Consider the following 12,129-nt stretch of genomic DNA (forward strand, 5'->3'; position numbering starts at 1 on the left):
CGGGAGATGGAGGTCGTCGAGATCGGGAGCAAGATCCAGTCCCAGATTCGCGAGCAGATGGATCGCACACAGCGCGAATACTATCTGCGCGAGCAGCTCAAGGCCATCCAGCGCGAGCTGGGAGAGACCGATTCAGCGGAAGCGGCGACCGCTGACCTTCGGCAGCGAATCGTCGATGCCGGGATGCCGGACGAAGCACGGACTGAGGCGGAGCACGAGCTCGAGCGACTCGCCAACATGAGTCCGATGGCCCCGGAGGCCAGCGTCATCCGGACCTACCTCGAGTGGATGGTCTCGCTTCCCTGGAGCAAGAGCACGGTCGACAGCCTGGACCTCGCCGCGGCGGAGCGGGTGCTGAACGAGGACCACTACGACCTCGAGAAAGTCAAAGACCGAATCCTGGACTACCTGGCCGTTCGCAAGCTGAAGGCGGACATGAAGGGCCCGATCCTGTGCTTCGTAGGGCCCCCAGGCGTCGGCAAGACCTCCCTCGGGCAGTCCATCGCGCGGGCCCTGGGGCGGAAGTTCGCTCGACTGAGCCTCGGCGGCGTGCACGACGAGGCCGAGATCCGTGGGCATCGTCGAACGTACATCGGCGCCCTGCCCGGGCGCATTATTCAGAGCTTGCGACGCGTCGAGACCTATAACCCTGTACTCATGCTCGACGAGGTCGACAAGCTCGGCGCGGACATCCGCGGCGATCCTGCCTCCGCCCTCTTGGAAGTTCTCGACCCCGAGCAGAACCACGCCTTCGTCGACCACTATCTCGACGTGCCGTTCGACCTGAGCCGAGTGCTCTTCATCGCGACCGCAAACGTGCTGGACACCATCCCCGCGGCGCTCCGGGACCGCATGGAGGTCATCGAGATCTCCGGGTACACGGAAGAGCAGAAGGTACAGATTGCCCTCCGGTACCTGGTTCCCAAACAGATGAGCGAGCACGGGATCGATCCCGCCGCCGTCGAAATCCCAGAAGTCACCATTCGGCGCGTCATACGCGACTACACGCGGGAAGCCGGCGTGAGGAGCCTGGAGCGCGAGATCGCGAGTGTCTTGCGCCGCGTCGCCAGGCGCATTGCCAGCGGCGACACGACCCACGCTGTGATCACGTCAGAGGATCTGCCGGGCTTTCTGGGACAACCGCGGTTCCACGCCGACGTTGCCGAGCTGGAGGACGCCGTGGGCGTCGTGGCCGGCCTCGCATGGACCCCCGTCGGCGGAGACATCCTCTTCGTCGAGGCCCGCGCAGTCCCCGGCCGCGGAAACCTGATCCTCACCGGGCAGCTGGGCGAGGTCATGCAGGAATCGGCGCGCGCGTCGCTGACTTACGCGCGATCTCGCGCCGGGGCGCTCGGCATTCCCGACGACTTCTACGAGCGAACGGACGTGCACGTCCACGTGCCCGCCGGCGCGATTCCCAAAGACGGCCCATCCGCCGGAATCACCATCGCGACCGCGATCATCTCCGCGCTCAGTCAGCGCCCGGTCCGTCACGACGTCGGAATGACCGGGGAGATCACTCTCCGGGGTCGGGTCCTGCCCATCGGCGGGCTGAGGGACAAAGTTCTGGCGGCGCACCGGGCAGGTCTGCGGACCATCATCATTCCCAAAGAGAACGAGCGCGACCTGCAGGACGTCCCGGAGGGGATTCGTCAGGAGCTGCGGTTCGTATCGGTGGAACAGGTGGACCAGGTTCTGGCGGAAGCGCTCCTTCCGGAGCCGAGACGAGAGATCATCACGACCCACGACGGTCACGCGCTCGCCGCTACCGCGACCGAGCCAGCCGGCTCCGTCGCCTCGTCCCCGGCACGAGGATCCGGGGACACGTAACGTGCGACCGCGCCGTTCCGCGCCGGGGCGTCAGCTCTGGAGTCGGCCCTCGGAATAGAGGAACTTGAGGAACATGATGCGCTTGTACTCGATAGTCAGGTCGTCGCACTCGCCGGCGGTAACCCGCTGCTTGAATTGAGCGAGGCGCAGGATCTCGTCGTCATCCAGACCCGCCGCCATCATGATCTCGACCTCGTTCCCGACTTGGTTCATCGAACCTCCCGGCTGTCCAGGCGATACTCAGACAAGTGCGCTATGGGTCCAGTGTTGACCCCGCTGGTCAATGCGGTTCTGGACCAGGGCAACGAGCGGGTAAACGTCCGACCGCCCATCAGCACATCCGGTCGCGACGGGCGCGGACACCAGATGTTGATCCGCGAACAGGCGAGGCAGAGAAAGATCCCGAGGTGGCGCCGCCAGCGGGCCGGGGTGAACCAGCACAATCGGTGCGAACCGCACGCGTCACACCGGGCCTGATCGTCTGAGCCCATTGCCTCCGCCCGAACCTGAGGATAGTCTCGCTCTATTCTGTAAAACGTCCGCGCGGTGCCAAATGTGTCACGAATTCGGCCCGAGGTGTTACGGTCTCGTCACGACATCACCCGAATTTGGTGGTGGACGCGACGACGGGCCCGCCGTGGCGCCGGCCGCCCGGGCTGGCTCGCGGCCGCGGGTCCGGTCGTTACGTTGCGAGACGCCCCGGCGACGGATACAATGGGCCGTACCTACCCCCCCACTGGAGCGTGCCTATCCCATGGCAAGCGATAGCACGACCGTATCTCCCGTCAGGCCCCCGCAGCGGATCCTCATGGCGCCTGGGCCGACAGAGCTCCCGCCTACAGTCATCCAGGCGCTGATCGCCCCCCTCACGGGACACAAGGATCCCTTCTTCCTGAGCGTCATGGACGATACGGCCCGGTTGCTACGCCAGGTCTTTCAGACGCGGAATCGCACGTGTCTTTCGCTCCCTGGTACTGGCGGGGCAGGAATGGAGGCGGCGCTCACCAACCTCATTCAGCCCGGCGACACCGCCGTCGTGTGCATCAATGGGTTGTTTGGCGAACGCATGGCCGAGATCGTGCGCAGGTGCGGGGGGAAAGCCGTCACGGTGACGGCGCCCTGGGGAGAACCGGTCGATCCGGACGACGTCCGACGGGCGCTGCGCGCCGAACGAGCCCGGGTCGTCATGGCGACCCACGGCGAAACGTCGACCGGGATCCAGCAGCCCCTGGACGAGATCGGGCAAGCTGCCCGCGAGCACGATGCCATGCTCGTCGTGGACACGGTCGCAACGCTCGGCGGCATTCGCGTCGTCCCGGACCAGTGGAACTGCGCGATTTGCTTTAGCGCCAGCCAGAAGTGCCTATCGGCACCGCCCGGGCTCGCCCCCATCACCGTGAGCGACGACGCCATGGCCTACATCCGCGGCCGTGCGACTCCCGTTCAAAACTGGTACTTCGATCTGGACTTCCACGACCGGTACTGGTTCGCCGAGGAGCGAGCGTACCACCACACGGCGCCCGTCCTTCTGACCTATGCGCTTCGCGAGGCCGTCCGCCTCGTCGTCGAGGAAGGACTCGACGATCGGTTCGCCCGCCATAAGCTGCATCAGAAGGCGCTGACCGCGGGGATCAGCGCGCTGGAGCTCGACCTGTTCGGAAACCCGACATTCCGACTCCCGACGGTTGTGGCCGTGCGCACACCCGACGCAGTCGACGAGGCGCGGGTACGCGCCGAGCTGCTGAATGAATTTGGCGTTGAGATTGCCGGAGGACTCGGAGCCCAGGCGGGAAAGATCTGGCGAATCGGGGTGATGGGATATTCCGCAACCCAGGACAACATCCTGCTGCTTCTCGCCGGGATCGAGACCCTTCTGGCTCGCCAGGGTTACGGAAACGATACCGGAGCTGCGGTGGCCGCGGCTTCCTCCGTCTATAGCGCCGCCCGGGGGGCGGCCGCGGCGGTGGCCCACACCCCGTGATCTGATCGCCGACGGCTAGTCAAGGGGACTTGGCAGAAAACCCTCGAACGGGAGGCCCGGATGCGGCTCGCGCTCTTTGATGACTATCGACTGGGTGTGGTGGAGGGCGACCAGCTCGCAGACGTCACCGATGCCCTCGATGAGCACGACACGGAGTGGCCATTCGTTTTCGTGCCGCGCACCATCATCCATTTCGATCGCGTTCGCCCGCGAATCGAATCGAAGCTGGCGAGCGCCCGCCGAATCCCGCTCGCCCAGGTCCGCCTGCGCCCGCCGACGCCGGCTCCCAGCAAGATCGCCGCCGCCGCTTCAAACTATCGCGCCCACAACGCGGAGATGCAGAAGTACTTTGCAGAGGGCCGATTTGGGACGACCCAGTCCGGCCCCCAGCACCTAAGGTCCGGCCTGTCGGACGTGCCCGGCCGACCACCCGGCGAACGAGGCGACGTCTTTCTCAAATCCCCCTCGTCGATCATCGGGCCCGGCGACACGATTCTGTTGCCGGACACTACGCCAGGGAGGGAGGTGCATCACGAACCGGAGCTCGCGGCGGTCATCGGCCGGGAGTGCTACCGCGTGTCACCATCCCAGGCGCTTGACTACGTGTTTGGCTACACGGCGCTCCTCGACATCACCGTGCGCGGCGAGGGCGACCGATCGCGCCGCAAGTCGTATCGCGGCTTTACGCCCATCGGGCCGTGGATCGTCCTGAAGGAGGAGATCTCCGATCCCCAGGACCTGGACATCAAACTCTGGGTGAACGACGAGCTGCGCCAGGACGCGAACACCAGCGACATGATCGAGACGCTCGCGGAGATCATCGAGTACTCGTCGTACTGCTATACGCTGATGCCCGGCGATATCGTCACCACGGGGTCGCCAGATGGCGTCGCTCCCATCAAGGACGGCGATGTTGTGAAGATCGAGATCGAGGGCATTGGGAGCTACTCGGTAGACGTGGAGGCCCTGTAGAACCACCGAGCATTCCCCCGGAGGTCGAGCCGGAGGACGCCGCGGTCGACGAGGCGCCAGCTTCGCCACTGGCGCCGACAGTCGCACCCCCATCGGCGCCACCCCCCATCCGATACGCCACCATCGGCGATCGTCTGTTTGCGCAGGTCGTCGACGCGCTCGTCGCCTTCGGCGTCTTTTCCTTCCTCGTCTTGCTCATTGCCTCCAAGTTCACGGATCTCAACCCCGCCGTCAACGACTTCTCCGGCCTCGTCGCCGTCGTACTCCTGATGCTCGTAAATCTCGGGGTCCACTCGGTGGTGCTTCTGGTCCTCGTCATCCTCATCATGCTCGTGTACTTCGTCCTGATGGAAGCGAGCTTCGGCGCCACCCTCGGCAAGCTTGCGGCGGAGGCTCGAGTGCAGCGCCTCGCCGCGCAGCCGATGAGCCTGGAGACATCCATCACACGGAACGCGTTCCGCCTGGTCGACGGCCTCCTGTTCTACCTACCGGGCGCCCTCCTCGTGATGGTGACGCCGAAGCGACAGCGGCTTGGCGATCTGATGGCGGGAACCATCGTCGTCCATCGCCCCACCAACACGGGACTTCGCGTGGGAGGTCTCGCCCTTGCCCTGATCGTCGCGGGCGCGGGCGTTGCCGCCGGGTGGGGTGTCATTCCACCACCGGCGAACGCGGGCCCGCCTCGCGTCTCGCACGTGATCGTGAGCGACCAGCCCAACGGGGCGGCCACGAAAACTGAGTTCACCACCGCCGCGCCGGAGATCTACGTGATCTTCACCCTCGCGAGCGCACCGCCCGGGACGACAATGCGCGCCACGTGGATAGCGGAGAACGTCCGGAACACCCCGCGCGACTCGCGCCTCGGTGAAGCGGAAGTGAAGAGCGGAGGCATCCCGAACGGTGGGAGCTTCAGAATCGCCGCGCCGAACGGAGGTTGGGCGCCGGGCGACTATCGCGTCGAGCTGTATCTCAACGGGAGCCTCGCGCAGACCGAGCGCTTCCGGGTCGTCCCGCTCGGGGCTCCTCAGGGCTCGCCGTCACCCGTGGCCGCGACTCCCACCCCGACCCGCCAGATTAGTCCGACGACGCGGTAGCCGGGGGCGTGTGGTCGACCGGCGACCCGCGGATCAGATCGATCGCGTGGGGAAGCACGGGCTGCAGCACCTCGAGGCACTCGGCGACGGCCTTTGGACTCCCGGGAAGGTTCACAATCAGCGTGCGCTTCCTCACGCCCACGACCTGTCGGGAGAGCATGCCGAACGGCGTCTTCTGGATACTCATCGCCCGCATGGCTTCGGCGATACCTGGTACCTGGTAATCGACGACCGACGCGGTTGCGTCAGGCGTGACGTCGCGCGGCGCGATCCCCGTGCCGCCAGTCGTCAGCACGAGGTCGACGTGCAGGTCGTCCGCGAAGCGCACGAGGTTCGCGCGGATCTGGTCGCGCTCGTCCGGAATCATTGTGCGCTCGACCAGCTCAGCCCCGATCAACGGGAGAAACGCCACGATGCGGTCGCCGCTCGTGTCCTCGCGCTCGCCGCGCGCCCCGAGATCGCTCATCGTCATGACGGCGACGCGGATCGGATGGGCAGCGCCCGCGGCGGTCACGGTTCGCCCTTGCGACGGAAGTCTCCGGACTTACCACCACTCTTTCGGACCAGCCGCACGTCGCTGATCACCATCGCGCGGTCTACGGCTTTGCACATATCGTAGATGGTCAGCGCGGCGACGGAGACCGCGGTGAGCGCCTCCATCTCAACCCCGGTCTTGCCGACGATGCGCGCGGTGGCCTCGATGTCAATCGAAGAGCGGTCGTGATCGACGTGAAAGCGCAGATCGACGCCCGTGATCGGGAGCGGATGGCACATGGGAATCAGGGAGCCCGTCTGCTTTGCCGCCATCACCCCGCCAACTTGCGCCACCGCCAGCACATCTCCCTTCTCCATCGCACCCCGCTCAATCAGCTCGAGCGTTGCGCGCTCCATCGTGATCCGTCCGCGCGCGGTTGCTTCGCGCACCGTCTCAGCCTTCTCGGACACGTCCACCATGTGGGCGCGGCCGGTCTCGTCGAAGTGCGTGAGCGACGTCATGGGACCCCCATCAATTGCCGGATGTCCTCCATGATCCAGGTCGGGTCCAGACCATCGTAGCCCATCCAGCGCACCAGCGTGTCAACGGGATACTTCTGGCCCTCCCGCCACAGCTCGATCAGGAACTTGCCCGCCTTGAGGTTCCGAAACCATTCGTCGTCGAACTCGCGCTGGAGGTAGCGACGCATCTGCGCCTCGAAGATCCAGGCGCGAACGTACGCGGCGGCGTAGAACCCGGGGTCGACGTCGGCGAGATAGCTCTCACTCCCGTACCCAACGCCGAGATTTCTCGTGAACAGCTCGTCGTAGACGGGCGCCACGTCGCCCGGCTCGTCCGCGCGATGAAGCAGCTGTTCGTAGGTCAGCTTGGTCCCATAGCGGCGCAGAAAATAGAGGCGGTGGAAGCCCTCGAGCTGAAGAAAGCTCTCTGGCCGTCCGAATCCGAGGTAGCGGTCGAGCCAGCGCGGATCGTTGGTGAGATGCTCCATCAGGAACGCGTACGCCTCCGTGACGGACGAGTCGCCCAGGCGCCGGTACGCGAAGGGGAGCGTACGGTCCACATTGCCGAAGTGCTCCGCGTGCCCCGCCTCGTGCAGGAGGGCCTCGTAGTCCGGAACCCCGCCGGTCGGCTTGACCACGAGACGAACGTCATCCGGCACGCGAATGGCCGAGCAAAATGCGCGGGGCGATTTCAGCGGACGCTCCGCGGTATCCAGATGGATGTTCGTCTGGTCCTCGAGAGGAATGCCGAGATCGCGCAGCGTCGCGTGAAGCGTAGGGAGCAGTCGAGCCTGGGGGAACCAGAGGTCGTAGGCTGTTCCGCGAAAGATGCGCGCGAGGTCGCACTTCCGAGCGTCGTCCCGCAGGATGTGCATCTCGCCGAGGTATGTGTCGAGAGCCGCGAAATACGCCTCATCGGTTGCGGCGATGAATCGCACCATGCTCTCGGTGAGCTCGGACAGGTGAAACCCGCGGAGCGCGTCGTAGAGATCGACGTAGTCGCCGAGCCCGAACCCGCGAGCGTGGCGCTGGAGGCGCTTCTCGCGCTCCTCCAGGATCGGGTTGAAGGTCGCGAGCGCGGTGAGGTACCGCTCCTCGAGCGCGTGACGCCGCACCGCGTCCGCCTCGTTGGCGATGAGCACCGGGACGGTGCGGTATGACACGGGGCGCTCGTCCCACTCGACCGTGGCGGCCGCTTCCTCCGCGGCATAGCGCTCGACCAAGTCCGCGGTCTGGTTCTGGAGGTAGCCGCCGGCGATGAAGTCCTGGAGATACAGGACCTGCGTCGGCTCGAGGTCCCAGAGCGCGGCCTCGTGAAAACGCTCGCCCTCGAAGAGGGGCAGGTATCGTTCGTAGATCGGGCCGATCTTCAGCCCAGCCTGAAGGCCGGCTCCCGATCGAAAGTGCTCTGTACTGACTGCCTGGTGGAAGGCTTCCGCGTCGGCGATGAACTGATCGACGTCCAACCCACGCTCCAGTACAGACCCCGTTGATTATACTCGTGGTAGTTCGGGGCACCCGTCGGTCGGTGGAGGCGCGTGGAGCAACTCTTCGACGTGCTGGTCATCGGCGCCGGGCCCGGCGGGTATGCGGCGGCGATCCGCGCCGCCCAGCTCGGCCTCACCTGCGCAGTGGTCGAGGCCGAGGAGCTGGGCGGTGTTTGCCTCAACGTCGGCTGCATTCCCTCAAAGGCTATGCTCCACAGCGCAGAGGTGCTGCGACTCGCGCGCGGCGCGCCCGCGTTCGGCGCGCGCACCTCCTCAGTCGAGCCCGATTTCCCAGCGGCCGCGCAGCATCGTGACCGCGCGGTCGCGCAGCTTCGTCAGGGCCTGACCCGCCTCCTCGACGCCAACCACGTTCAGGTCATCCACGGCCACGCGCGGCTGGATGGCGCGCATACCTGCATCGTCTCTGGCGAGCCGGTGCCGCGGCGGGTTCGGTTCGAGCACCTGATCATTGCGACCGGCTCGAGGCCCGCGCGCGTGAACATACCCGGCGCCGATCTGCCCAATGTAGTCGACAGCACCGGAGCGCTGGCCCTGTCCGAGGCGCCATCTCGGGCCGTCATTATCGGCGCGGGCGCCGTGGGCGTCGAATGGGCCGAGGTGTGGAACGCGTTCGGGACGGACGTGACGGTCCTCGAGATGCTCTCTCGCGTCGTGCCCACTGAGGACGCCGACGTATCGCGCGAGCTGCGGCGCGCCTTCGAGAGAAAAGGGATCGCGTGCCACACCGGAGCCCGAGTGCTGAACATCTGCCAAGCCCAAAATGGAGTAGAGGCGCGGGCGCTGATCGAAGGGACCGAGCGCGCGTTCTCGGCCGACGTCGTGCTCGTGGCAGTTGGTCGGAAGCCCAACGTCGATGGGCTGGGATTGTCCGACGCGGGGGTCGCCTACGAACCGAAAGGGATCCCAACCGACGGGCAGATGCGGACGAACGTTCCCCACATCTTTGCCATCGGCGACGTGACCGGTGGCTCCCAGCTCGCCCACGTCGCGACACATCAGGGCTTCATCGCGGCCGAGACGATCGCCGGCAATGGCGGCCATTCCTTCGATCCCCGCGCTGTACCGTCGGCCATCTTCACGCAGCCGGAGATCGCCAGCGTCGGCCTGCACGAGGCTGACATTGGGGACGGCTGGGAGGTCGACGTGCACCGCTTCCCCTTTCTGGCGAGCGGCAGAGCCGTCGCGACGGGCGAGACGACGGGTTTCGTAAAGGTGCTGGCCGACAGGAACACCCACGAGGTGCTTGGCGTACAGATCGTTGGCGAGCGCGCAGGCGACCTGATCGCCGAGGCCGCGCTCGCGGTTCGTCTCCGTGCAACGCTCGATGATCTGGCCGCGACGATCCACGTCCACCCCACCTACTCAGAAGCGATGCTCGAGGCGAGCCTCGTCGGGCTCGGAACGCCGCTCCACGTCCCGCCGCGCCCGGTTCGAGCCCAGCGCCGTGCGAACGAGGGGGCTGGACGGTGAGAGCGGTCTGGCTGGGGCTCCAGGACTACGACCCGGTCCATGACCTTCAGCTCCGGATTCGGGACGCCATTATCGGCGGGGAGGACCGATCCACTTTGCTCCTCCTCGAGCACCGGCCCGTCATCACGTTCGGTCGACGCGGCGAGAGCGGCGACCTCCGGGCGACGCGCGACGAGATCGCGGGTCGCGGCATCGCGGTCCGTCCCTCCGAGCGGGGCGGCCAGGCTCTGTACCATGGCCCAGGGCAGCTCGTCGGCTACGTCATCGCGCCGCTCCACGCCCTTGCACCCGACGTACCGGGCTACGTCCACCGCCTCGAGGACGTGCTCATTCACACGGCCGCCGCGCTCGGCACGACTGCTGATCGTTGCAGCTGCGGTCGTGGCGTCTGGGTGGGCGAGCGCAAGATCGGCTTCGTCGGCGTCGCCATCAGCCGCGGGGTCTGCTGGCACGGGCTCGCCCTGAACGTCGCGCCCGACCTCGCCCCATTTGATCTCATCCGCCCGTGCGGACTCGACGTCCGCGTCACGTCCATTCGGGAGCAGCGGGGGTGCGCTCCGCCCATGGAGGAGGCTGCACGGCTGGTTGCCCACGAGGCGGCTACCGTTTTCGGCGACCCGGTGGATTACGCCGACGGGACCGTTGACCTCGCCTGACTCGCGGATGGCTCTCTCGCGCCCCTCAGCGCGATAAAGAGCCCGACCAGTACGACGCACCCGCCCGCGATCGCGGTGACTGGCGGCTGCTCGCGAAGGATGAGCCACGCGAGACCCGTGGCGACGACTGGCTCGCCCAGGATGGCGACGCCCACGACCGACGCGGGCAGGTAGCGAAGAGTCCAGTTGAACACCGTATGCCCGCCGAGGGTCGGGACGGCGACCAGCCCAAGCCATGCGAGGGGATCGAGCGCACTTCGCGGGGAAAGGCCCGCGCCGCTCAGGGCGGTAGCCGCCAGGAGCAGCGCCGCCGCGCCCCCGTAGACCAGCCCCGCGTACGTCACGGTGCTGAGGCCCTGTCGCGCGCGGCGGCCGATCACGAGATACCCCGCGAACATCGCCGCGGCGATGACCGCCATTGCGTCTCCCACGATCGACGCGCCCGCGCCAGAATCGCCCCCCGCGATGATGGCCCCGCCAACGAGCGTGAGGCCGATTCCCACCCACGTCGTCAGCTTCGTCGTCTCCGCCAGCGTCCAGCGCGCGAAGAAGCCAACCAGTATTGGGTGGGTGTCCACGAGAAAGACCGCGCTGGCCACAGATGTCGCAAAGAGCGCCGCCGTCCAAAGAGCGAAGTGCGCGCCGAGGAGCGCGCCCGCCAGGGCCAGCAGGAGGAACGAGCGCCGCGACATCCCGACAAGCTCCGCGCGTCGCGTGAGCCCGGCCAGCGCCAGTAGGATCGCGGCGCTCCAGACCATGCGATGGGCTGCGGTCACGATGGGGGGTGCCGCCGTGAGCCGAATCAAGATGCTGGAGGTCGAGACGGCGACCACGCCGGCCGGAAGCGCGCCCCAGCGGACCGCCGCGTCAGATGGCATCGCGCGGGGACGGCAGGAGGCCCGCGTGCGCGAGGACGATCAACTCCTCGATGGCAGAGCGCGCGCCGGCGACGTCTTCGGGTCGGTACAGCTCCGCGGCCAGCTGCGCGAACTCGTCCTCGTCCAACACGGTGTAGTGGCCATCGGGATGGACGAAGAGGTCGAGCGCGAGATCGACGAAGGAGATGTGAGACGCGCTGACTGCGGGCGGGCGCGCCGCGTTACAGTACCAGCCCTTGATCGACCCCCGGGCGTCCGCGATGTGGAACACGTTGTACCAGCGATCGAGGTAGTAATACTCGGTGAAAACGTCGCCTTGGCATAGGGGGACGCCATCGACGACCGGCGGATTCGGGCTCTTCGGCTGGAACACGGCCTGGAGCGCAATCAGCTGGTCGCGGCACTCCACGACCGAGCCGGACCAGGCAATCAGGACGCGGTCGGACGCGTAGTCGAGCTTGTGGACCGTCATCAGGTCGCCGAGAGCCGCCATCACGGGTCCAGGAGCTGGCCACGTCTCACGCGGCGCCTTCCGCGCGCAGCTGCTCGACGAAGGCGCGCTGGAGCGCCAGGCGCTGCAGGCCCATCTGCCTGGCAGGCTCGGTGCACAGCCCCTGGACGATCCGCGGCACAAGGTCGGTCCAACGCGCCAGGTTGGCGGCGGCACGCTCGGTCGCGCTGGGCTCGCGCTGACTCGCGGAGGTCGCAGGAAAGCTGCAGAGGAAATGCACCAGGGACACCGCC

The 12,129-nt window shown here is 66.9% G+C and carries 13 protein-coding genes; 6 read left to right on the forward strand and 7 right to left on the reverse strand.

The features are described 5' to 3' along the window. Nucleotides 1-1,830 (forward strand): endopeptidase La (gene lon / locus VFC51_03970; protein HZT06162.1); only part of this gene is annotated, 1,830 nt, incomplete at its 5' end. A 30-nt stretch (nucleotides 1,831-1,860) separates the two neighbouring features. Here lon and VFC51_03975 read toward each other — a convergent pair. Further along, complete coding sequence (locus VFC51_03975) at nucleotides 1,861-2,043, reverse strand: hypothetical protein (protein HZT06163.1); 183 nt, start codon at nucleotides 2,041-2,043, stop codon at nucleotides 1,861-1,863. Nucleotides 2,044-2,584: 541 nt separating this feature from the next. Between VFC51_03975 and VFC51_03980 the strand changes: the two genes are divergently transcribed. The 3 genes from VFC51_03980 to VFC51_03990 all read left to right on the forward strand — a co-directional run bounded on the left by VFC51_03980 (nucleotide 2,585) and on the right by VFC51_03990 (nucleotide 5,877). Continuing rightward, nucleotides 2,585-3,811 carry an alanine--glyoxylate aminotransferase family protein gene (locus VFC51_03980; GenBank protein HZT06164.1) on the forward strand — a complete coding sequence of 409 codons (1,227 nt, stop codon included), beginning with the start codon at nucleotides 2,585-2,587 and terminating at the stop codon, nucleotides 3,809-3,811. Nucleotides 3,812-3,871: 60 nt separating this feature from the next. Next, entirely contained in the window at nucleotides 3,872-4,783 is a 912-nt protein-coding gene (locus tag VFC51_03985; GenBank protein ID HZT06165.1) for a fumarylacetoacetate hydrolase family protein, read from the forward strand. A 134-nt stretch (nucleotides 4,784-4,917) separates the two neighbouring features. Then, nucleotides 4,918-5,877 (forward strand): RDD family protein, encoded by a 960-nt coding sequence (locus tag VFC51_03990; GenBank protein ID HZT06166.1) that lies wholly within the window; start codon nucleotides 4,918-4,920, stop codon nucleotides 5,875-5,877. Here the strand turns inward: VFC51_03990 and VFC51_03995 are convergent. From VFC51_03995 to VFC51_04005, 3 genes are read right to left on the reverse strand one after another with little or no spacing between them, the layout of a single operon-like run. Next, complete coding sequence (locus tag VFC51_03995; protein HZT06167.1) at nucleotides 5,858-6,391, reverse strand: MogA/MoaB family molybdenum cofactor biosynthesis protein; 534 nt, start codon at nucleotides 6,389-6,391, stop codon at nucleotides 5,858-5,860. The two genes, VFC51_03990 and VFC51_03995, sit on opposite strands and share 20 nt — an antisense overlap. Further along, a complete protein-coding gene (gene moaC / locus VFC51_04000) occupies nucleotides 6,388-6,873 on the reverse strand; it encodes a cyclic pyranopterin monophosphate synthase MoaC (GenBank protein HZT06168.1) in 486 nt (161 codons plus the stop codon). Before moaC ends, VFC51_03995 begins: the two co-directional genes overlap by 4 nt. After that, a complete protein-coding gene (locus VFC51_04005) occupies nucleotides 6,870-8,339 on the reverse strand; it encodes a hypothetical protein (GenBank protein ID HZT06169.1) in 1,470 nt (489 codons plus the stop codon). The genes moaC and VFC51_04005 overlap by 4 nt, the downstream gene beginning before the upstream one ends. Before the next feature lie 72 nt (nucleotides 8,340-8,411). On the opposite strand from VFC51_04005, the gene lpdA reads away from it, so the two are divergent. After that, entirely contained in the window at nucleotides 8,412-9,851 is a 1,440-nt protein-coding gene (lpdA, locus tag VFC51_04010; protein HZT06170.1) for a dihydrolipoyl dehydrogenase, read from the forward strand. Continuing rightward, on the forward strand, nucleotides 9,848-10,507 hold the full coding sequence (gene lipB, locus VFC51_04015) for a lipoyl(octanoyl) transferase LipB (GenBank protein ID HZT06171.1): 660 nt from the start codon (nucleotides 9,848-9,850) through the stop codon (nucleotides 10,505-10,507). Before lpdA ends, lipB begins: the two co-directional genes overlap by 4 nt. On the opposite strand, the gene VFC51_04020 is transcribed toward lipB, so the two are convergent. The 3 genes from VFC51_04020 to VFC51_04030 form a co-directional block, all read right to left on the reverse strand. Continuing rightward, nucleotides 10,477-11,385: a DMT family transporter gene (locus VFC51_04020; GenBank protein ID HZT06172.1), complete on the reverse strand. Its 909-nt coding sequence runs from the start codon at nucleotides 11,383-11,385 to the stop codon at nucleotides 10,477-10,479. The two genes, lipB and VFC51_04020, sit on opposite strands and share 31 nt — an antisense overlap. Continuing rightward, on the reverse strand, nucleotides 11,375-11,878 hold the full coding sequence (locus VFC51_04025; protein HZT06173.1) for a DUF402 domain-containing protein: 504 nt from the start codon (nucleotides 11,876-11,878) through the stop codon (nucleotides 11,375-11,377). Before VFC51_04025 ends, VFC51_04020 begins: the two co-directional genes overlap by 11 nt. A 25-nt stretch (nucleotides 11,879-11,903) precedes the next feature. Then, on the reverse strand, nucleotides 11,904-12,129 hold a 226-nt coding region (locus VFC51_04030), incomplete at its 5' end, for a hypothetical protein (protein ID HZT06174.1).

It is taken from the genome of Chloroflexota bacterium (assembly GCA_035652535.1).
Taxonomy (GTDB): Bacteria; Chloroflexota; UBA6077; order UBA6077; family SHYK01; genus DASRDP01.